The sequence below is a fragment of the Pantoea sp. GABEPS69 genome (genome assembly GCF_045780835.1).
Taxonomy (GTDB): Bacteria; Pseudomonadota; Gammaproteobacteria; order Enterobacterales; family Enterobacteriaceae; genus Pantoea; species Pantoea septica.
Genome location: NZ_CP118618.1, coordinates 3,462,768 through 3,483,220, shown reverse-complemented (window position 1 = coordinate 3,483,220; position 20,453 = coordinate 3,462,768). Strand labels below are relative to the sequence as shown.

Below are 20,453 nucleotides of genomic sequence, written 5' to 3'. Positions count from 1 at the left end.
CTGTAAAAAGCAACGTTTTCACCGTCGCTGCTGCTTAGCGCGCTTTCGCGCCGCGGCCGTAAACGGCGCGGTAAACCTTGAAGCGTCCGTTTTGCGCCAGCACTTCATGGCTGCCGAAGGTTTCGTCCAGCACCTGCGGATAGGGCAGGAAGGCGTTGGCCACAATGCGCAGTTCGCCGCCGGTGTTGAGGTGCTTCACCGCGCCGCGGATCAGGGTCTGCGCCGCGTCCAGGCTGGTTTCGCGCCCTTCGTGGAACGGCGGGTTGGAGAGGATCAGATCGAAGCGGCCGGTAACGTCGGAGAAGACGTTGCTCGGGAAAACGTCGCCCTCGAAGCCGTTGATCGCCAGCGTCGCCTTGCTCGCCTCAATCGCCGCGGCGTGCACGTCGCACAGGGTCAGACGCACTTTCGGCGAGTGGTTGGCCAGCACCGCCGACAGCACGCCCGTGCCGCAGCCGATATCCAGCACTTTGCCTTTGGTGTGCGGCGCCAGGGTGGTGAGCAGCAGCGCGCTGCCGATATCGAGGTCGTCGCGGCTGAAGACGCCCGGCAGGGTGCAGATGGTCAGCGGGTCGAGATCGTAGCTGTCGCGGAAGCTTTCGGCGTCGAACGTCGGCTGGCTTTCCAGGCGGCCGTGATAGAGTCCGCAGCGGCGCGCGCTGTCGATTTTGTCCAGCGTCGCCCACTCTTCGACCATGCCTTCGGCGCTGCGCACGCCGCTGCGGTTTTCGCCCACGACGAAAATGTCGCAGCCCAGCGGCAGCAGGGAGAGCAGGTTCATCAGCTGGAACAAGGCTTCCGGCTTGTTTTTCGGCCAGTAGTAAATCAGCGTGTCGCAGCCTTCAACGTCTTCCTGCGTTGCCACCAGACCGTAACGCGCCCGTTCGCCCAGACGGCGACTCAGGTTTTGCCAGTGATGATACTGCTGGGTATGCGCGCGCGACGAGGCGGTCTCCAGCTGAGCGGGCAGGTCATCCTGCATGTCGCCAGCGAACAAGACGTGGCGGGCGGTAAATTCATCACTGTGGCGCAGTATGACTTCGCTGGCCGGGGTAAAAGCAGACATGAAAGGCTCCTGTTAGATCAGAGCGGCGATTATAGTGGTTTGTTGGCGCATGTTCGATGGGTTTGCTAGCATAGCGTCGCATTCCGGCAGCACATCAAGGGTAAATCATGACGTCCAGGCGCGACTGGCTGTTACAGCAAATGGGAATAACGCAGTATCAACTGCGACGCCCGCGCGTGCTTCAGGGCGAAATCGCGGTACGGCTGACGCCAGGCACAAAACTGATTATCGTCGCCGACGTCGCGCCCGGCCTGCACGAGCCGCTGGTGCGCGACGTGCTGCACGTGCTCGACCTGCAGCCCGCCCAGGTAATGGCGCTGACGCCCGATCAGCTGCAGATGCTGCCCGAATCGCTCGACTGCGCGGGCTGGCTGATTGGTATCGACGGGCCGCACCCCTTTAGCGGCGTCGCGCTTCACTCAGCCTCTTTAAATGAACTCTCCAGCAGCGGCGCGGCGAAACGCGCGCTCTGGCAACAGATGTGTAACCATGACAGCGATCTCTTTCCTCACCCCTGAGGACACCGCCCAGGCTTTCGCCATCGAGTGCCGCAGCCACGCTTTTCCGTGGCGCGAACAGACCTTCGCCAGCAATCAGGGCGAGCGTTTTCTTAACTATCGCCTCGACGTCGATGGCGTGATGGCCGCCTTCGCTATTACGCAGGTGGTGCTGGATGAGGCGTCGCTGTTCAATATCGCCGTCGATCCCGCTTTCCAGCGGCGCGGCTACGGACGTCAGCTGCTGCAGCATCTTATCGCCGAGCTGGAGAAGCGCGACGTGATGACGCTGTGGCTGGAAGTGCGCGCCTCTAATCATCCCGCTATCGCCCTGTACGAGCAGCTCGATTTCCACCAGGTGAGCCGCCGCCCCAACTACTATCCCACCGCCAGCGGACGTGAAGACGCCATCATCATGGCGCTGACGCTGTAGGCTTTTAAGGAGCTGTAATGTTAAAAGACTGGGATTGCATCCTGTTTGATGCCGATGACACCCTGTTCCACTTCGACGCGTTTGCCGGGTTGCAGCGTCTCTTCGCCGGCTACGACGTTCAGTTCACCGATCAGGATTACGTCGACTATCAGGCGATCAACAAGCCGCTGTGGGTCGATTACCAGAACGGCGCCATCTCTGCGCTCCAGCTGCAGACGCGGCGTTTCACCGGCTGGGCGGAAAAGCTGAGCGTGGCGCCTGACGTGCTTAACAGCGGCTTTCTGAGCGCCATGTCGGAGATCTGCATGCCGCTGGAGGGCGCGGTCAGCCTGATGCACGCGCTGCACAACAAGGTGCCGATGGGCATTATCACCAACGGCTTTACCGCGCTGCAGCAGGCGCGTCTGGAGCGCACCGGCTTCCGCGACTACTTTTCGGCGCTGGTGATCTCCGAGCAGGTCGGCGTGCCTAAGCCGGACGCGGCTATTTTCAACTACGCGCTGGAGAAGATGGGCAACCCGGATCGCAGCCGCGTGCTGATGGTGGGCGATACGCCGGAGTCCGATATTCTCGGCGGCATGAACGCCGGTTTAAAAACCTGCTGGATCGATCACGGCACGCGACCGCTGCCAGAGACGATTCGTCCGACCTGGACGGTGACCTCGCTGGGCGAGCTAAAGGCGCTGCTGCTCGCCTGAGTATCTATGCACCGTAGCAGCTGATTTAAAGCTAAGAAGCCCGCAAAGCGGGCTTTTTTTTCATTTAAAAACTATTCACGAATCTATTCACGAATCTATTCATTCGACGTGAATGGACTTGCACTTTTGCTTGAATACGCTCTGGTTGACCCCATATTAAATGGCGAAAACCGATAAACAGGGCGTGCCTGTGGCTTAAGGCACCGATTCTTTCTTCTCGCCTTCGTCGTCGCCATCCTCTTTAACCGGCGTGCTGGCGGTCAGCAAAAACGGCGACTGCTGCCAGCGGGTGCGGCGATCGCGCAGTAGCGTGCGCGACAAAATAATGCCGATGGCCAGCGCCAGCAGCATCATCAGGCGCAGAATATTGGTGGTGTTGTCGACCTGACGCGATTCGGTGACCAGCACATGGGTATCCAGCGTCACGCGCAGAAAGCCGAGCGGGCCGTCGCTGTTGCCGAGCGGCTCCACCAGCTGATGATTGAAGTAGCTGCCGGCGCGCTTGCCGTCGAGCGCGAGGCGATCGCGCACGTTGATGTTTTCGCCGCTGTGCGCCACAAGGCTGCCGTCGTCGGCGTAAACCGAGGCGTCGAGAATGCGGCTGTTGGTGGTCATCTGATTGAGGATGGCTTCGATCTGGCTGCGGTTATCGTCGCTGTTGTCCATCAGCGGCGACAGGCTAAAGGCGACCTGTTTCGTCAGCGTCTGCGCCAGCTCTTCGACCTGCTCGGAGCGCGCCATCTGATGGCCGAGGCTAAACCAGGAAGCGCCCTGCATCAGAACGACTAACAGCGCCAGCGAGATCAGCACAATCACCGTGCGATGTAAGCGAAATTTCAGTGCCCTTTTAGCCATCGATAACCTGTGTCACGTTACAACAGAAACCAGGAGATTATGTTGCCAGAAGCGGCGCAGACAAGGTAGCCTCTTGCGTGGTTTTGTTGTCCCCCTACAGGAGCTCTGATGCCGAACCGTCTTACCTGGTGCGATCTGCCCGCCGAACTCTCCGAATGGCCGGGTTTACCCCTTTCCCTTAGCGGCGACGAAGTGATGCCGCTGGACTACCGTGCCGGTCGGACCGGCTGGCTGCTGTATGGTCGTGAACTGACTAAACAACAGCTTACCGATTATCAGCATCAGTTAGGCGCGGCGATGGTGATCGTCAGCGCCTGGCGCGTCGACGAGTATCAGGTGGTGCGTCTGGCCGGTTCGCTGACGCCGCGCGCCGCGAAGCTGGCGCACGAGAACGGTCTCGACGTCGCGCCGCTCGGCAAGATCCCGCATCTGAAAACCCCGGGCCTGCTGGTGATGGACATGGACTCCACGGCGATTCAGATCGAGTGCATCGACGAGATCGCCAAACTGGCGGGCAGCGGCGAGCTGGTGGCGGAAGTGACCGAGCGCGCGATGCGCGGCGAGCTGGACTTCGCCGCCAGCCTGCGCCAGCGCGTGGCGACGCTGAAAGGCGCCGACGCCAATATTCTGAAGCAGGTGCGCGACGAATTGCCGCTGATGCCGGGTTTGACCGAGCTGGTGCAGAAGCTGCAGGCGCTGGGCTGGCAAGTAGCGATCGCCTCCGGCGGCTTTACTTATTTCGCGGAATACCTGCGCGACAGGCTGCATCTGGCGCACGTCGCCGCCAACGAACTCGAAATGCGCGACGGCAGGCTGACCGGCGAAGTGCTGGGACAGATTGTCGACGCGCAATACAAAGCGGATACCCTGAAGAAGCTGGCGCAGCGTTTCGACATCGCGCCGGAGCAAACCGTCGCCATCGGCGACGGCGCCAACGACCTGCCGATGATTAAGGCTGCGGCGCTGGGTATCGCTTATCATGCTAAACCCAAAGTGAATGAGCAGACGCAGGTGACTATCCGTCACGCCGATCTGATGGGCGTATTTTGCATCCTCAGCGGCAGCTTGATTCACGAAGAGCGTTAGAGGTACTGATTTGGCCAAAGCGGCAAAACGCGCCTTCGTTTGTAACGAATGCGGCGCAGACTATCCGCGTTGGCAGGGGCAATGCAGCGCCTGCCACGCCTGGAACACCATCACCGAAGTGCGTATTGCGGCGTCGCCAGCGGCGGCGCGCAATGAGCGCCTGAGCGGCTACGCCGGTAGCGCGGGCGTCAGCCGGGTGCAGAAGCTGTCGGAAATCAGCCTGGAGGCGCTGCCGCGCTTCTCCACCGGCTTCAAAGAGTTCGACCGCGTGCTGGGCGGCGGCGTGGTGCCGGGCAGCGCCATCCTGATCGGCGGCAATCCCGGCGCGGGGAAATCGACGCTGCTGCTGCAGGTGATGTGTCGCCTGGCGCAGGAGATGAAAACCCTCTACGTCACCGGCGAAGAGTCGCTGCAGCAGGTGGCGATGCGCGCGCACCGTCTCGGCCTGCCGAGCGAAAACCTCAACATGCTGTCGGAAACCAGCATCGAGCAGATCTGCCAGATCGCCGAGCAGGAAGAGCCGAAGCTGATGGTGATCGACTCTATCCAGGTGATGCACATGGCGGATATTCAGTCGTCGCCGGGCAGCGTGGCGCAGGTGCGCGAAACCGCCGCCTATCTGACGCGCTTCGCCAAAACGCGCGGCGTGGCGATCGTGATGGTCGGCCACGTTACCAAAGATGGCTCGCTGGCGGGTCCGAAAGTGCTGGAGCACTGCATCGACTGTTCGGTGCTGCTGGACGGCGACGCCGACTCGCGCTTCCGCACGCTGCGCAGCCATAAAAACCGCTTCGGCGCGGTTAACGAACTGGGCGTATTCGCCATGACCGAGCAGGGGATGCGCGAAGTCAGCAATCCGTCGGCGATCTTCCTGTCGCGCGGCGACGAGGTGACCTCCGGCAGCTCCGTCATGGTGGTATGGGAAGGCACCCGTCCGCTGCTGGTGGAGATCCAGGCGCTGGTGGATCACTCGATGATGGGCAATCCGCGCCGCGTCGCGGTGGGACTCGAGCAGAACAGGTTAGCGATCCTGCTGGCGGTGCTGCATCGCCACGGCGGCCTGCAGATGGCCGACCAGGATGTTTTCGTCAACGTGGTGGGCGGCGTGAAGGTGACCGAAACCAGCGCCGATCTGGCGCTGCTGCTGGCGATGGTATCGAGCCTGCGCGACCGTCCGCTGCCACAGGATCTGGTGATCTTCGGCGAAGTCGGGCTGGCGGGCGAGATCCGTCCGGTGCCGAGCGGGCAGGAGCGTATCTCTGAAGCGGCCAAGCACGGCTTCAAGCGCGCCATCGTGCCGGCCGGCAACGCGCCGAAAAAAGCGGTCGACGGCATGAAGGTTTACAGCGCGAAAAAACTGGCGGACGCGCTGGCGATACTGGATGAGCTTTAAAGGCTGAGCGGGTAAACTCGCAGGCAACTTCAATCCATGCAGGAGGCAGCATGACGTCGTTCGACTATCTGAAAACCGCCATTCGCCAGCAGGGGCATACCCTGCAGCAGGTGGCCGACGCCAGCGGGATGACCAAGGGCTATCTGAGCCAGCTGCTCAACGCCAAAATCAAAAGCCCGAGCGCGCAAAAGCTGGAAGCGCTGCATCGCTTTCTGGGGCTGGAGTTTCCGCGCCGCGATAAAACCGTCGGCGTGGTGTTCGGCAAGTTCTATCCGCTGCACACCGGCCATATTTACCTTATCCAGCGCGCCTGCAGCCAGGTCGACGAGCTGCATATCATTATGGGGCACGACGAGCCGCGCGATCGCGAACTGTTCGAGAACAGCGCCATGTCGCAGCAGCCGACCGTCAGCGATCGGCTGCGCTGGCTGCTGCAAACCTTCAAGTATCAAAAAAATATCCGCATTCACTCGTTCAACGAAGAGGGCATCGAGCCCTATCCGCACGGCTGGGATGTCTGGAGCGAAGGGGTAAAAACCTTTCTTAGCGATCAGGGCATCGCGCCCGACTGCATCTACACCAGCGAGACCGCGGATGCAGAGATGTATCAGCAGCATCTGGGCGTGCGCACCGTGCTGGTCGATCCGGCGCGATCCTTTATGAATATCAGCGGCGCGCAGATCCGTCAGGATCCCTTTCGCTACTGGGAATATATTCCGACCGAGGTTAAGCCCTTTTTCGTGCGCACCGTCGCCGTGCTCGGCGGCGAATCCAGCGGCAAATCGACGCTGGTCAACAAGCTGGCCAACATTTTCAACACCACCAGCGCCTGGGAGTATGGCCGCGACTACGTCTTCTCTCACCTTGGCGGCGACGAGATGGCGCTGCAATATTCCGACTACGACAAGATCGCCCTCGGTCAGGCGCAGTACATCGACTTTGCGGTGAAGTACGCCAACAAAGTCGCCTTTATCGACACCGACTTCATCACCACCCAGGCGTTCTGCCTGAAGTATGAAGGCCGGGAGCATCCCTTCGTGCAGGCGCTGATCGACGAATATCGCTTCGACCTGGTGATCCTGCTGGAGAATAACGTGCCCTGGGTGGCGGACGGCCTGCGCAGCCTGGGCAGCTCGGTGGACCGCCGCGAGTTCCAGTCAATGCTGGTCACCATGCTGCGGGAGAACAACGTCGACTTTGTGCACGTGCGCGAGGACGATTACGACACGCGTTTCCTGCGCTGTATCGAACTGGTGAAAGCGATGATGGACGGCAAAAACCCTGCCTGAAAGCGGGGGGCCTCGCCCCCGCTGTTGTTTCAGTTCGCCGCCAGCGCGCGCAGCGTATTGACCCCTTTCTGCCGCACCAGCAGCGCCAGCAGCAGCATGCCCGCCACCGCCAGCGCGCTCGCCAGCAGAAACGCCGTATGGTAGCCGCCGCCATACTGAATCAAAAAGCCGGTAATGCCCGGCGACAGAATCCCCGCCAGATTAGCCAGCAGATGAACAAAGCCGCCCGCGGTGCCGATGCGTCCCGCCGGAACGATATCCTGCAGCAGCGACCAGCACGCCTGCGGCGTCATATAGGCGAACACGCTGGCCAGCGTAATCAGCGTCACCGCGCTCACCACATCCCGGCTCCAGGCGGTGAGCAGCACGCAGAGCGCCGCCACCGCCAGGCCGACGAAGATCACCAGCTTGCGCGACAGCAAAAAGTTTTGCGTGCGGCGGAACAGCATATCGGAAACGATGCCGCCACCGAGAAAGCCCGCCGTCGCGCCCAGCCAGGGCAGCACGCCGATAATGCTCATGCTTTTGATATCCAGATGCTGGAAGTCGGTGAGATAGCTCGGCAGCCAGGAGAGAAAGAAATACTGGATATAGTTAAAACAGAAAAAGGCGCTCGCCACGCCCAGCACCGGCAGCGAAAAGACGTAGCGCCACAGGGAATGGCGGTCCTGCTGCGGCGCGGCGGCTGGCTGGGTCGCCGGGCGCTGACGGCTGATCAGCTCGCGTTCAGCCGGGCCGACGCGCGGATGATCTTCCGGCTTATCGCGGAACAGCCAGAGCCAGCAGGCCACCCAGACAAAGCCGAGCAAGGCGATAACGATAAAGGCGATACGCCAGCCGTAGTGCAGCCCCACCAGCCCGACCACCGGCGCCGCGATCGCCGCCCCGAGCGGCTGCCCGGCGTTGGTAAAGCCGACCGCGCGTCCCGTCTCTTTTTTCGGAAACCAGTTGGCGATGGATTTATTGGTGGTGGTGCCCATCGGCCCTTCGCCGATGCCGAACAGCATGCGTACGATCAGCAGATGGGTAAAGCCCGTGACCAGCGCGGTGGCGCCGCAAAACAGCGACCAGACGCCCGCCGCCCAGGCGTAGACGCGGCGCGGGCCGAAGCGGTCCGCTGCCCAGCCGCCGAGAAAGCAGAAGGCGCAGTAGCCGATAAAAAAGCAGCTAAACAGGATGCCCATCTCCGCGTCGTTGATATGGAGATCGCTTTTAATCAGCGGCGCCATCACCGAGAGCGCGGCGCGGTCGAGATAGTTCAGCATGCCGGCGAAGAAGAGCAGCAGCGCGATCACCACGCGATAGTTTTTACGCATAGCGGCGCACTCCTTTATCGGTAATCTGACTCAGCGAGAGACGGTAGTGGCGCAGTACCTCTTCATCCGGCGCATAGCCCAGGCCGGGGCACGAGGAGAGGGTAAAGGCGACGTCGCGCGGCAGATCGGGGTAGAGGCGCGCTTCGAAATCGATCCAGGGCGTCTCCAGCTTTATATCGTCGGGCAGCAGCGCGACCAGATGCGCGGTCGCCAGCAGGCCGGCGCCGTAATAGAAACAGTGGGGCACCACGCGCACGCGGTACTGCTGCGCGGCAGTGAACACGCGCAGCGCCGCGCTGATGCCGCCTACTTTCGCCACGCTGGGCTGCGCCACATCCACCGCGCCGTTTTCCAGCAGATGCATAAAGCCCCAGTCGCCGTCGACGTTTTCGCCCGCCGCCAGCGGCACGCCGACGCGCTTGAGCTGCGCCAGCCCCTGATAGTCGTCGGGCGGCCAGATCGGCTCTTCCAGCCAGCCAAGCTGGAGCGAACGCAGCTCATGCGCCTGCTGGGCGGCCTCTTCACGCGTCCAGGGGCAGTTGACGTCGACCAGCAGTTCCGCCTGCGCCGGCAGCGCGGCGCGCGCGGCCTGGATCGCCTCGAAGGTGGTTTCGTGCAGCTTGAGCGTGGTAAAGCCCTCATCCCAGGCGCGTTTTACCTGGGCGGCGACGGCGGCGGGCTGATTGTCGTAGCTTACCAGGCTGGCGTAGCGCTCAATGCGCTGCCGCGCGGCGCCGAGCAGCTGCCAGAGCGGCTTTTGTTGTCGCTGCCCGAGCGCGTCCCACAGGGCGATATCCACCGCAGAGAGGGCGTAGCGGACCGGACCGCTGCGGCCAAAGGCGTGCAGCGCTTTTTCCGCCTGCTGCATCAGGGCGGCGATGGCGTCTGGCGAATCCGGCAGCGGTTTGCCGATAAAGGCAGGCGCCACCAGCGTGCAAATCGCCTGTTCTGTGACGGGATTAGCCAGATGGCCGAAGGCTTCGCCCCAGCCGCACAGGCCGTTGTCGCAGGTGATTTTAACCAGCAGCGTTTCCATGCGGCGCAGCGAAGAGGAGGCTGCATTAAAGGTGGTTTCCTGGTGTTCGGGCGCGCGTCGCTGCGCGTCAAACGGGATGGCGATACGCGTGACGTCGACTGAAGCTATTTTCATGCCATAGACCTCGTAAGATGACCTCCGGCGCGAATTATTATCAGAGCCTGCCGGAACGGTAAGGTGGATCGGGTCAGATCATCAGCGAGTATAAAAAGCGGGTGTTAACGCGGCATCAGGCAGCAGCCCAGGGTTAAAGGCGCAATAGCGGGAAGAATTGGGCGAAGCGACAGGAAAAGGCGCAGGCAGTCACAAAAAGAGAAAAGGCGGCATCGCTGCCGCCTTTTTAATTACTTGGTAATACGCTTGTATTTAATACGCTTCGGCTCCAGCGCGTCCGCGCCGAGTGTGCGTTTCTTATACTCTTCGTACTCGCTGAAGTTGCCTTCGAAAAACTCCACCTTGCCCTCATCCTGATAGTCGAGGATATGGGTAGCGATGCGGTCGAGGAACCAGCGGTCGTGCGAGATCACCATGGCGCAGCCCGGGAACTCCAGCAGGGCGTTTTCCAGCGCGCGCAGGGTTTCGATATCCAGGTCGTTGGTCGGTTCGTCAAGCAGCAGCAGGTTGCCGCCAACCTGCAGCAGTTTCGCCAGGTGCAGACGACCGCGCTCGCCGCCGGAGAGTTCGCCGACGCGTTTGCCCTGGTCGGTGCCTTTGAAGTTAAAGCGGCCGACATAGGCGCGGCTCGGCATCTCGAAGGTGCCGATACGCATGGTGTCCAGTCCGCCAGAAACCTCTTCCCACACGGTTTTAGAGTTATCCATCGCGTCGCGGAACTGATCGACCGACGCCAGCTTGACGGTTTCGCCCAGCTCGATGCTGCCGGCATCGGGCTGCTCCTGACCGGTCATCATGCGGAACAGGGTCGATTTACCCGCGCCGTTCGGACCGATAATGCCGACGATAGCGCCTTTCGGCACCGAGAAAGAGAGATCGTCGATCAGCACGCGGTCGCCGTAGGATTTGGTCAGGTTCTTCACCTCGACCACTTTGTCGCCCAGACGCGGACCCGGCGGAATAAAGAGTTCGCTGGTCTCGTTACGTTTCTGGTATTCGGTGCTGTTCAGCTCTTCAAAGCGAGCCAGACGCGCCTTGCCTTTAGACTGGCGGCCCTTCGTACCCTGACGCACCCATTCCAGCTCTTTCTCGATCGATTTGCGACGGGCGGCTTCAGCAGAGGCTTCCTGCGCCAGACGCTGATCTTTCTGCTCCAGCCAGGAGGAGTAGTTGCCTTCCCACGGAATGCCTTCGCCGCGGTCCAGCTCAAGGATCCAGCCGGCAACGTTGTCGAGGAAGTAACGGTCGTGGGTAATCGCCACGACGGTGCCTTCGAACTCGTGCAGGAAGCGCTCCAGCCAGGCCACGGACTCGGCGTCCAGGTGGTTGGTCGGTTCGTCCAGCAGCAGCATGTCCGGTTTTTCCAGCAGCAGGCGGCACATCGCCACGCGGCGACGTTCGCCGCCGGAAAGGTTGCCGATTTTGGCGTCCCAGTCCGGCAGGCGCATCGCATCGGCGGCGCGCTCCAGCTGCGTTTCCAGGTTATGGCCGTCGTGCGCCTGAATAACCTCTTCCAGACGACCCTGTTCGGCCGCCAGCTTGTCGAAGTCGGCGTCCGGCTCGGCGTAGAGCGCGTAAACCTCATCCAGACGCTTCAGCGCGCCGACCACTTCGGAAACCGCTTCTTCGATAGATTCGCGTACCGTCTGTTCCGGGTTAAGCTGCGGCTCCTGCGGCAGATAACCCACTTTGATGCCTGGCTGCGGACGCGCTTCCCCTTCGATATCTTTATCGATGCCCGCCATAATGCGCAGCAGCGTGGATTTACCCGCGCCGTTCAGGCCGAGCACGCCGATTTTCGCGCCCGGGAAAAAGCTGAGGGAGATGTTCTTTAGAATATGACGCTTCGGCGGAACCACTTTGCCGACGCGATGCATGCTATAGACGAATTGAGCCACGTTGTAATGAGCCTCTGATTCTGGTGGGTGAATTAGTGACGAAGTTTAGCCTTTTTGCCTGGCTAATCCCAGCCGCGCGCCGGGATAATTCCGGGCGCGCCGTGTTGTTACGCGTAAAGAGAAAAGGCGGGGTCAGACCGACTCGGGCAGACGCAGCGGCAGCGGCTGCTGCGCCAGCCACGCCGCCAGCGCGCTGTCCGGCGCGCTGTCGCTGACCAGCAGGTCAAAGCGGCGCAGCTCGCCGATGCGTGCGGGCAGCACCTTGCCGAATTTGCTGCTGTCCGCCACCAGAATACGCTGGCGCGCGCGCAGCATGGCGTGATGTTTCATCGCCAGCTCGTTGAGGTTGTAGCAAGTCGCGCCCTGCTCAATGTCGATGCCGGCCGCCGAAATGAACGCCAGCGTCGGGCAGAGGTCGTCAAGAATCGAGTGCGCGCCGATCGGCGTGAACAGGGCGTTGTCGGCGTGGAACTCGCCGCCGCTCAGAATCACGTTGCAGGCCGGTTTCTCTTTAAGCGCGAGAAAAGTATTCATGGCGCAGCAGATAGCGGTAAAGGGCAGATCCTCAGGCAGGGCGTCGACGATATAGGGAATGGTGGTGCCGCAGTCGAAAAACACCGTGTCGTTCTCGCCGATCAGGCTGGCGGCGGCCTGCGCCAGGCGCTGCTTTTTCGCCGCGTTCTGACCATGCTGATCCGAAACGAAATAGTGGCCGCCATGGTTTTTCGGATCGCTGACGATATAGCCGCCCAGCAGCACCACGGTCGATGCCGGTTCGCTCAGATCGCGTCGAATGGTCATCTCCGAAACGCCTAAAAGCTGCGCGGCATCTTTCAGATGCAGCTTGTCGGTGCGTTTTAGCGCCAGGGTCAGTTTCTGAATGCGTTCGTCGCGCCGGGTTTCCATAGAGGTCTCTGTTGTGGTTGATAGCCGAAAGTGATGCGCCGTGGAAGAGAGGGCCCATCCGGTTAACCGCGATAATTGCCGCAATTTTAATGCGTTGCGCGCCCAGGCCGGCAGGCGATCAATCTTACCCGTAATCAGATCGCCCCGCAAACGCCGCCATGCCCGCCTTTTTTTACACGAGTTTTTAATAGAATGTCATTGTCGCGCGCCGGCCAGCAACCCGCTTTTAGCCGACCTGTGCGGCGCGCTGCGTAAATTTTGTGAAGAACATGGCAAGAGCCGGTTCCCCTGGTTAGCATGAAGAATGCCTGGCACGCAGCCGGAGAGCAGCAACAGAGGAGATTTTCGTGGAGAAGTGGCGTAACTGGATGATAGGGATCTGTCTGGCCGGAGCGGCCAGCAGCGCGTGGGCAGACTCGCTGGATCAGCAGCGGGAACGTTATCAACAGATCAAACAAGCGTGGGACAGCAATCAGATGGCGACGGTCGAGCAGCTGCTGCCGACGCTGCGGGATTATCCGTTATACCCTTACCTGCAGTACCGCCTGCTGGCGCAGGATCTCGATCAGGAAACGCCGCTCGCCGTTAACAACTTTATCCAGCAATATCCGACGCTGCCGCCGGCGCGCTCGCTGAAAACCCGCTTCGTCAACGTGCTGGCGCACCGCCAGGACTGGCAGGGCATTCTGAGCTTCAGCCCGGAAGCGCCGACGCCGGTACAGGCGCGCTGCAACTGGCTCTACGCCAAATGGGCGACGGGCGCGCAGCAGCAGGCCTTTGAGGGCGCGAAGGCGATCTGGCTGCGCGGCACCGCGCTACCGAACGACTGCGATCGCCTCTTCTCCGTCTGGCAATCCTCTGGCCAGATGTCGCCGATTACCGTGCTGGAACGCATTCGCCTCGCGATGAAGGCGGGCAACGACAGCCTGGTGAGCTTCCTGGCGAAAAGCCTGCCGGAAGATTACCAGACCATCGCCACTGGCGTGCTCGCCTTGCAGAACGATCCGCAGACGGTGGTGAACTTCGCGCAGAGCGTCGGGCCGACCGATTTTACCCGCCAGGCGACGATTTACGCCTTTACCCGCGTCGCGCGCGCCGACATGGAAAATGCGCGCAGCATGATCCCGCTGCTGGTGCGCGGCCAGAAGATGGAAGCGGATGACGAGCAGGCGCTGAAAGAGATCGTGGTCTGGCGCATGATGGGCAGCGATTTAACCTCAGAGCAGGCGCGCTGGCGCGATGCCGTGGTGATGAACAGCCAGTCGACGGCGCTGATCGAACGCCGCGTGCGCCTGGCGCTGTCGCAGAACGATCGCCGCGGCCTGAATACCTGGATCGCGCGTCTGCCGCTCGAGGCTAAAGAAAAAGACGAATGGCAGTACTGGCAGGCCGATCTGCTCTATTCGCAGGGGCGTAAAGAGGAGGCGGACGAGATCCTGCATAAGCTGATGCAGGCGCGCGGCTTCTACCCGATGGTGGCGGCGCAGCGGCTGGGCGTGAAATATCCGCTGCAGATCGACGAGGCGCCGAAGCCCGACAGCGCGACGGTGCAGGGGCCGGAGCTGGCGCGCGTGCGCGAGCTGATGTACTGGGGGCTGGATAACCTGGCGCGCAGCGAGTGGGCCAACCTTATCGCCAGCAAAAACCATACGCAGCAGCAGATGCTGGCGCGCTACGCCAACGAGCAGGACTGGTGGGATCTCAGCGTGCAGGCGACCATCACGGCGAAGATGTGGGACAGCCTGAAAGAGCGCTTCCCGCTGGCGTGGGAGAGCTTCTATAAGAGCAATACCCGCGACAAAGGCATCGCGCCGAGCTACGCCATGGCGATCTCGCGCCAGGAGAGCGCCTGGAACCCGAAAGCGCGTTCGCCGGTCGGCGCCAGCGGCCTGATGCAGGTGATGCCGGCGACGGCGGCTCATACCGTGAAGATGTATAACATTCCCGGCTATATGAACAGCAACCAGCTGCTCGATCCGCAGACCAATATTCAGATCGGCACCCAGTATCTGGAGTATGTCTATCAGCAGTTCGGGCAGAACCGCATTTTCGCCTCGGCGGCCTACAATGCGGGACCGGGACGCGTACGCAGCTGGCAGAACGTCAGCGCGGGCAATCTTGATGCGGTCGCCTTTATCGAGACCATTCCCTTCTCGGAAACGCGCGGCTACGTGAAAAACGTGCTGGCCTACGACGCCTACTATCGCCACTTTATGGGCGAGCCGGATAAGGTGCTGTCGGACAGCGAGTGGAACCGCCGCTACTAGCGTGCTATGCTTCCGTACTCGTTAGTGAGTACGGAAGCCTGTTTGATGACGCAATCTCCCGCCCGGTCGGCGCAACATTCCCTTTCTGAAGATAACTGGCGGCGCTTTACCGCGCTGATGCAGCAGGCTTACGCCGATGACGTGGCGCTGCCTTTGCTGCAGCTGATGCTGACGCCGGACGAGCGCGAAGCGCTCGGCACGCGCCTGCGCATCGTCGAAGAGCTGATGAACGGCGCGATGAGCCAGCGCGAGCTGAAAAACGAACTGGGCGTTGGCATCGCCACCATTACGCGCGGCTCGAACAGCCTGAAAGAGGCGCCGCCTGAACTACGGCGCTGGCTGGAGACGCAGCTGGGACGCGGCGACCTCAGCGCTGATAAAGCGGATGAGTAAAAGGGCAGAGCGCCAGGATAAGCGCCTGGTGATAAACGCTGGAGCGCGTCAGCAGACCGTGCGTAAAGGCGCCGATAGCGCCGCCTTTGTGTTTAATATTTTCCACGCCGGTCAGCCGCGCCATCTCGTCGCCCAGCTCGCGTCCGGCATGTAGTCCCGCCATCACCACCGGCGGCAGCGTAAAGCTGGCGGAACGCGACTCGCCGCGCCGATCGGCGTTCTCGACCACCATCCAGGCGAAGGCGCAATCCGCTTCAATACCGGCCTCAATCGCCACCCAAAAATCCGCTTCCGGCGCGGCCTGGCGCGCATTGGCGACGCGCTGGCGTGCGCCGGTTCGCGTTTCCGCATCGCTCAGGGGCTGCGCCGCGACGCCGCTATCGACCTCGACCCCGCGAATATGGCAGGATCCTTCGCCGAAAACGTCGTTGAACGCCTGAGAGATTGCGCGAATTTTTGCCGGATTGATGGTGGCTGCGATAACCTGGTACATAATCTATTGAACCCCTTAGGCAAATTTGTCGCAGTATAACGGAAACTCAGCATGCTACAGGTCTATCTTGTTCGTCACGGTGAAACGGTATGGAATGCGCAGCGCCGCATTCAGGGACAATCCGACAGTCCGCTGACGGAGAAAGGAGAGCAACAGGCCCACCAGGTGGGCGAACGCGTAAAACATCTTGGCATTACTCATGTTATCGCCAGCGATCTGGGCCGCACGCAGCGCACCGCCGAGATTATCGCCGACGCCTGCGGCTGTACGGTGACGCTGGAGCCGCGCCTGCGCGAGCTGAATATGGGCGTGCTGGAAAAGCGTCCGCTGGACGGGCTCACCGAAGAGGAAGAGCGCTGGCGCAGCGCGCTGGTGGACGGCACCGTAGACGGCCGCATTCCGCAGGGTGAATCGATGGCGGAGATGGCGGCGCGCATGCACGAGGCGCTGAACGCCTGTCTGGCGCTGCCCGCCGGCAGCCGACCGCTGCTGGTGAGTCACGGTATGGCGCTCGGCGTGCTGATCAGCACCATTCTTGGCCTGCCGGCCCATGCGGAGCGCCGTCTGCGCCTGCGCAACTGCTCGATCTCGCGCGTCGATCACCAGCAGAGCGCCTGGCTGGCGGAAGGCTGGGTGGTCGAAACGGCGGGTGATATTTCACATCTTGACGCGCCCGCGCTGGATGAGCTGCAGCGCTAAAAAAAATGCCGTCGTAATGACGGCATCTTAACGGTCAGCTCGCCTGCTGACGGCGAATCGGGATGAGATACTCGCAGCGGATCTCTTTCGGCGGCTCGGGGCGCTTCTTGCCGCCATGGGTGTAGAAGCGTTCGATATCCTGACCCTGACGGCGCGTCAGGCCGAGCGTCGGCATGCAGGTGCCGTAGAGCAGCAGGATAAATTCCTGCAGCTCGTTGCGCGGGCCGTTATAGGTGAACTGCACGTAGTCGCCCGCTTCCAGCAGCACGCTCTGGCCGGAGTGCAGGTTAACCGCCTGATCGGACGGCACGGCGGTGGTGTAAAGGATCTCCTGCTCGTCATCCTTCTCCTGGCTGGCGCGCACCTGATGCAGGCCGTAAAGCACTGGCGGAACGGTGTCGGTTTCCAGCAGGAACTGCTTCCAGAAGTGGATGCGCATCTCGTCGCGGTAGCTGGAGATCTGCTCCAGGGTGCAGCTATAGGTTTGCGTTTGCCCGACCAGCACGGTTTCCGGCAGGGTGACGAAGGTCGACTCCGGCATGCTGTTGTCGTCGAGGCGAATCGGCGGGCGAATGCCGAACGAATTCCATTCCGAGGAGCGTCGATACCATGCGGGCGTCTGGTTAAACTGCTTTTTAAAGGCGCGGGTAAAGGTCTGCTGGGAATCGAAGCGGTATTGCAGAGCGATGTCCAGAATCGGGCGACTGGTCAGGCGCAGCGCCACGGCCGCTTTAGACAGGCGGCGAGCGCGAATATAGGCACCGATCGCATGGCCCGTTACGTCTTTGAACATCCGTTGTAAATGCCATTTAGAATAACCCGCTTTCAGGGCAACGTTGTCCAGTGAAAGGGGCTGATCCAGATGGCTCTCCAGCCAGACAAGCAAATCTCGAATGATACCGGCTTGGTCCATAAAACATCCTCATACTCTCTGGGTGCGACTAACGCAGTCGCCGAATAATAGCACTAATTGCACATCAGGCGTGGGCCGTTTTGTTGGGAGATTGTGCCATGTCAATGTGGGATAAAACCGGTTCTGGTTTGGTCAACGCGGACAATTGCCAGTACATTACATGCTCGTCTATTAGGTTTGCAATGGTAACGCTATGACAATATCTCGCTTTTTCGCTGCTTCATTCGCCACGCTGCTGCTGGCGTCGCCGGTTCTGGCCGAAGAGATCGGCTCGGTAGATACGGTATTCAAGATGTTTGGGCCCGATCATAAGATCGTGGTAGAGGCGTTCGACGATCCAGATGTAAAAAATGTAACCTGTTATATCAGTCGGGCGAAAACCGGCGGCATCAAGGGCGGCCTGGGGCTGGCCGAGGATACCGCCGATGCGGCGATCTCCTGCCAGCAGGTTGGGCCAGTTGAGCTGAGCGACGCCATCGCGCAGGGCAAGGCGCAGGGCGAAGTAGTATTCAAAAAGCGGACCTCGCTGGTGTTTAAAAAGCTGCAGGTGGTGCGTTTCTTCGATCAGAAGCGCCATGCGCTGATCTACCTGAGCTATTCCGACAGGGTCGTGGAGGGCTCGCCGAAGAATGCGCTGAGCGCGGTGCCGATTATGCCGTGGCGGGAATAAAAAAAACGCCCTTCGGGGCGTTTTTTCTTGCTCTTCGATCCGTCTCACCTGCTTGTTAACCTTCTCAGCCGTCTGGCAGGAATGACAGGGTATCGTCAATTATTCCTGCAGGTCGCCGCAGAAGCGGTAGCCTTCGCCGTGAATAGTGGCGATGATTTCCGGCGTGTCCGGCGTAGATTCAAAGTGCTTACGAATGCGACGAATGGTGACGTCAACGGTGCGATCGTGCGGCTTCAGCTCGCGGCCGGTCATTTTCTTCAGCAGATCGGCGCGGGTCTGAATTTTGCCCGGGTTCTCGCAGAAGTGCAGCATGGCGCGGAACTCGCTGCGCGGCAGCTTATACTGTTCGCCGTTCGGGCTGATCAGCGAGCGGCTGTTGATATCCAGCTCCCAGCCGTTGAACTTATAGCTTTCCACCTGACGGCGCTCTTCGCTCGGCATCGCCAGATTCATGGTGCGCGACAGCAGATTGCGCGCGCGGATGGTCAGCTCACGCGGGTTGAAAGGTTTGGTGATGTAGTCATCCGCGCCGATCTCCAGACCAAGGATTTTGTCCACTTCATTATCACGACCGGTCAGGAACATCAGCGCCACGTTTGCCTGCTCGCGCAGCTCGCGCGCCAGCAACAGGCCGTTTTTACCTGGCAGGTTGATATCCATGATCACCAGGTTGACGTCGTTGTCGGTCAATACCTGATGCATTTCAGCGCCGTCGGTTGCCTCATACACGACATAACCTTCTGCCTCAAAAATGCTCTTGAGGGTGTTACGCGTGACCAGTTCGTCTTCAACGATAAGAATGTGTGGGGTCTGCATGTTTCGCTACCTAAAATTTGCCAACAAATCGAAAACAGGGCGTACGCGGGTATTCAGGCTCGCTAAAAAGCGCGGTGTGTGGCGCTTAACCGTTGTACGAAATTATGTTCTTGATACACCATCTATCAACGTCAACAACAGTGTTAGCTCAGCCAGTCAGAATGAATATTGCCTGCCCCAGGAGAGAATCTTTTGGCGCATATCCTAACCGTATTAACAGCAACCTAACAGCACCAACAACAACCGATAAGCATAAAAACAACGCTTCGTTGACTTATATCAAATGCAATTGTAGCACGTTAACACTTATGTGAAAAACTTCTCTTGTAATGCAAGCTTAGCTCACAAAAAATATCAATTTCGCTACATATTCACATTATGTATACGCAAATGATAATTGCAGCAACCCTTCTCTTATTCGTCTGATTAAAAACATTTTTCAGCGTTTAATTTTAGTTATTGCCGATTCAGATCGCTTTGCTGGCTGACAGGGGCGTTTATTAGATTTTAACATCGTTAACAAATTATTTTCTGAACCTGCGACATTCCGGCTTTAACAGCAGCACGTGCTACTATACGGCGCGATTTCTAAACACAAATGGAATAATCATGCGTTTCCCCCTTATTCTGGTTTCGCCCGCCCGGGCGGAAAATATTGGCGCAGCGGCGCGGGCGATGAAAACCATGGGCTTTAACGAGCTGCGCATCGTCGCCAGCGACGCCTGGCAGGATCCTGCCGCCCGTCGCGTGGCGCACGGTGCGGGTGAGATCCTCGATAACCTGCGCACCTTCGACGCCCTGAGCGACGCGCTGGCCGATATCGACTTCTCCGTCGCCACCACGGCGCGCAGCCGCGCCAAATTTCGCTATTACGCCACGCCGCAGCAGGTCGAAGCGCAACTGCTGGAGAAGCGTCAGTGGGTGAACAGCATGGCGCTGGTCTTTGGCCGCGAGGATAGCGGGCTGACCAATGAAGAGCTGGATCAGGTCGATCTGTTGACCGGCATTCCGATGGCGCAGGATTATCCTTCGCTCAACCTCGGTCAGGCGGTCATGGTGTATTGCTATCAGCTCTCCGCGCTTAATCACGTGGCGCCGCCCGCGGCGCAACAGGCGGACGCGCAGCAGCTGGAGGCGCTGCGTCACCGTTTTGAACGGCTGCTCCAGACGCTTGAGGTCGGCGACGATCGCAAAATGGCCGACTGGATCGATCAGCGTATCGGCCTGCTGGAGCAGCGCGACAGCGCCATGCTGCATCGTCTCCTGCATGATGTAGAAAAAAAACTTATAGATAAATCTTCCTGAAAAAGCGCCTTTCACAGCGGCTGATCGCAAAAAGCGCGCAGCAGGCAAACGATTCTGCAGGCGTTTTCCGGCTCGGCAGGCAGCAGTGCGCAGCGGCGAAAAAGTGGCCGCCGGACAAATTCGTTGACTTGATCGGCGCTTTGCTTTACTTCTGGAAGGCAGACAGACTCTAAAAGACAGACAGAAAAAATCTCAATGCGTAACTCAACCAGCCTGAACATCACCATTATTACAACCACCATTACCACAGGTAAGGGTGCGGGCTGACGCATACAGGAAAAACAGAAAAAAGCCCGCACCTGAACAGTGC

The 20,453-nt window shown here is 60.2% G+C and carries 22 protein-coding genes and 1 other annotated feature (1 of these 23 only partly in view); of the genes, 12 read left to right on the top strand and 10 right to left on the bottom strand.

All coding sequences use genetic code 11. From position 1 onward, the window contains the following. Positions 1-34 precede the first annotated feature (34 nt). Positions 35-1,066, bottom strand: coding sequence for a 16S rRNA (guanine(1207)-N(2))-methyltransferase RsmC (rsmC, locus tag PVE98_RS16980; protein WP_096072542.1), 1,032 nt, complete (start codon positions 1,064-1,066; stop codon positions 35-37). Positions 1,067-1,173: 107 nt separating this feature from the next. On the opposite strand from rsmC, the gene PVE98_RS16975 reads away from it, so the two are divergent. Genes PVE98_RS16975 through yjjG form a run of 3 tightly spaced genes read left to right on the top strand, consistent with a single transcriptional unit; the run spans position 1,174 to position 2,694 of the window. After that, positions 1,174-1,584 carry a DNA polymerase III subunit psi gene (locus PVE98_RS16975; RefSeq protein WP_033749389.1) on the top strand — a complete coding sequence of 137 codons (411 nt, stop codon included), beginning with the start codon at positions 1,174-1,176 and terminating at the stop codon, positions 1,582-1,584. Continuing rightward, positions 1,556-1,996, top strand: coding sequence for a ribosomal protein S18-alanine N-acetyltransferase (rimI, locus tag PVE98_RS16970; protein ID WP_033749390.1), 441 nt, complete (start codon positions 1,556-1,558; stop codon positions 1,994-1,996). The genes PVE98_RS16975 and rimI overlap by 29 nt, the downstream gene beginning before the upstream one ends. A 17-nt stretch (positions 1,997-2,013) precedes the next feature. Beyond that, complete coding sequence (gene yjjG, locus PVE98_RS16965; protein WP_096072543.1) at positions 2,014-2,694, top strand: pyrimidine 5'-nucleotidase; 681 nt, start codon at positions 2,014-2,016, stop codon at positions 2,692-2,694. Positions 2,695-2,889: 195 nt separating this feature from the next. Here yjjG and PVE98_RS16960 read toward each other — a convergent pair whose 3' ends face one another. Then, the gene (locus tag PVE98_RS16960; protein ID WP_033749392.1) at positions 2,890-3,549 is read right to left on the bottom strand and encodes a YtjB family periplasmic protein; all 660 of its coding nucleotides are present in this window, start codon (positions 3,547-3,549) and stop codon (positions 2,890-2,892) included. A 108-nt stretch (positions 3,550-3,657) separates the two neighbouring features. Here PVE98_RS16960 and serB point away from each other — a divergent pair, with 108 nt between their 5' ends. Genes serB through nadR form a run of 3 tightly spaced genes read left to right on the top strand, consistent with a single transcriptional unit; the run spans position 3,658 to position 7,317 of the window. Then, the gene (serB, locus tag PVE98_RS16955; RefSeq protein ID WP_033749393.1) at positions 3,658-4,635 is read left to right on the top strand and encodes a phosphoserine phosphatase; all 978 of its coding nucleotides are present in this window, start codon (positions 3,658-3,660) and stop codon (positions 4,633-4,635) included. A gap of 10 nt (positions 4,636-4,645) precedes the next feature. Further along, the gene (radA, locus tag PVE98_RS16950; protein WP_033749394.1) at positions 4,646-6,028 is read left to right on the top strand and encodes a DNA repair protein RadA; all 1,383 of its coding nucleotides are present in this window, start codon (positions 4,646-4,648) and stop codon (positions 6,026-6,028) included. Positions 6,029-6,078: 50 nt separating this feature from the next. Next, entirely contained in the window at positions 6,079-7,317 is a 1,239-nt protein-coding gene (gene nadR, locus PVE98_RS16945; RefSeq protein ID WP_033749395.1) for a multifunctional transcriptional regulator/nicotinamide-nucleotide adenylyltransferase/ribosylnicotinamide kinase NadR, read from the top strand. A 29-nt stretch (positions 7,318-7,346) separates the two neighbouring features. On the opposite strand, the gene PVE98_RS16940 is transcribed toward nadR, so the two are convergent. The 4 genes from PVE98_RS16940 to deoR form a co-directional block, all read right to left on the bottom strand. Further along, entirely contained in the window at positions 7,347-8,633 is a 1,287-nt protein-coding gene (locus PVE98_RS16940) for an MFS transporter (protein WP_096072544.1), read from the bottom strand. Beyond that, entirely contained in the window at positions 8,626-9,783 is a 1,158-nt protein-coding gene (locus PVE98_RS16935) for a mandelate racemase/muconate lactonizing enzyme family protein (RefSeq protein ID WP_096072545.1), read from the bottom strand. Before PVE98_RS16935 ends, PVE98_RS16940 begins: the two co-directional genes overlap by 8 nt. A 230-nt stretch (positions 9,784-10,013) precedes the next feature. Beyond that, complete coding sequence (ettA, locus tag PVE98_RS16930) at positions 10,014-11,681, bottom strand: energy-dependent translational throttle protein EttA (RefSeq protein ID WP_033749401.1); 1,668 nt, start codon at positions 11,679-11,681, stop codon at positions 10,014-10,016. A 132-nt stretch (positions 11,682-11,813) separates the two neighbouring features. Next, entirely contained in the window at positions 11,814-12,587 is a 774-nt protein-coding gene (gene deoR, locus PVE98_RS16925; RefSeq protein WP_096072546.1) for a DNA-binding transcriptional repressor DeoR, read from the bottom strand. Between the two features lie 347 nt (positions 12,588-12,934). Here deoR and sltY point away from each other — a divergent pair, with 347 nt between their 5' ends. Together sltY and trpR are read left to right on the top strand one after the other, a co-directional pair. Then, the gene (sltY, locus tag PVE98_RS16920) at positions 12,935-14,854 is read left to right on the top strand and encodes a murein transglycosylase (protein WP_096072547.1); all 1,920 of its coding nucleotides are present in this window, start codon (positions 12,935-12,937) and stop codon (positions 14,852-14,854) included. Between the two features lie 45 nt (positions 14,855-14,899). Further along, the gene (trpR, locus tag PVE98_RS16915) at positions 14,900-15,247 is read left to right on the top strand and encodes a trp operon repressor (protein ID WP_033749406.1); all 348 of its coding nucleotides are present in this window, start codon (positions 14,900-14,902) and stop codon (positions 15,245-15,247) included. Here the strand turns inward: trpR and yjjX are convergent. Continuing rightward, entirely contained in the window at positions 15,222-15,740 is a 519-nt protein-coding gene (gene yjjX / locus PVE98_RS16910) for an inosine/xanthosine triphosphatase (RefSeq protein ID WP_333620439.1), read from the bottom strand. The two genes, trpR and yjjX, sit on opposite strands and share 26 nt — an antisense overlap. A 51-nt stretch (positions 15,741-15,791) precedes the next feature. Here yjjX and gpmB point away from each other — a divergent pair, with 51 nt between their 5' ends. Then, a complete protein-coding gene (gene gpmB, locus PVE98_RS16905) occupies positions 15,792-16,439 on the top strand; it encodes a 2,3-diphosphoglycerate-dependent phosphoglycerate mutase GpmB (RefSeq protein ID WP_033749409.1) in 648 nt (215 codons plus the stop codon). A 34-nt stretch (positions 16,440-16,473) separates the two neighbouring features. On the opposite strand, the gene robA is transcribed toward gpmB, so the two are convergent. Then, entirely contained in the window at positions 16,474-17,352 is an 879-nt protein-coding gene (gene robA, locus PVE98_RS16900) for an MDR efflux pump AcrAB transcriptional activator RobA (protein WP_033749410.1), read from the bottom strand. A 193-nt stretch (positions 17,353-17,545) separates the two neighbouring features. Between robA and creA the strand changes: the two genes are divergently transcribed. Continuing rightward, on the top strand, positions 17,546-18,022 hold the full coding sequence (gene creA / locus PVE98_RS16895; RefSeq protein WP_033749411.1) for a protein CreA: 477 nt from the start codon (positions 17,546-17,548) through the stop codon (positions 18,020-18,022). A 99-nt stretch (positions 18,023-18,121) separates the two neighbouring features. Here the strand turns inward: creA and arcA are convergent, their stop codons facing one another. Further along, positions 18,122-18,838, bottom strand: coding sequence for a two-component system response regulator ArcA (gene arcA / locus PVE98_RS16890; protein ID WP_033749412.1), 717 nt, complete (start codon positions 18,836-18,838; stop codon positions 18,122-18,124). Positions 18,839-19,447: 609 nt separating this feature from the next. Between arcA and PVE98_RS16885 the strand changes: the two genes are divergently transcribed. Beyond that, positions 19,448-20,143 (top strand): tRNA/rRNA methyltransferase, encoded by a 696-nt coding sequence (locus PVE98_RS16885; RefSeq protein WP_096072549.1) that lies wholly within the window; start codon positions 19,448-19,450, stop codon positions 20,141-20,143. A gap of 11 nt (positions 20,144-20,154) precedes the next feature. Here the strand turns inward: PVE98_RS16885 and PVE98_RS16880 are convergent, their stop codons facing one another. Continuing rightward, positions 20,155-20,370: a hypothetical protein gene (locus PVE98_RS16880; RefSeq protein WP_127908366.1), complete on the bottom strand. Its 216-nt coding sequence runs from the start codon at positions 20,368-20,370 to the stop codon at positions 20,155-20,157. Between PVE98_RS16880 and thrL the strand changes: the two genes are divergently transcribed. Then, positions 20,339-20,410 carry a thr operon leader peptide gene (gene thrL / locus PVE98_RS16875; protein WP_127908399.1) on the top strand — a complete coding sequence of 24 codons (72 nt, stop codon included), beginning with the start codon at positions 20,339-20,341 and terminating at the stop codon, positions 20,408-20,410. The two genes, PVE98_RS16880 and thrL, sit on opposite strands and share 32 nt — an antisense overlap. Next, positions 20,349-20,453 (top strand) — a sequence feature (Thr leader region) (it continues 13 nt past the right edge of the window). It overlaps the preceding gene by 62 nt.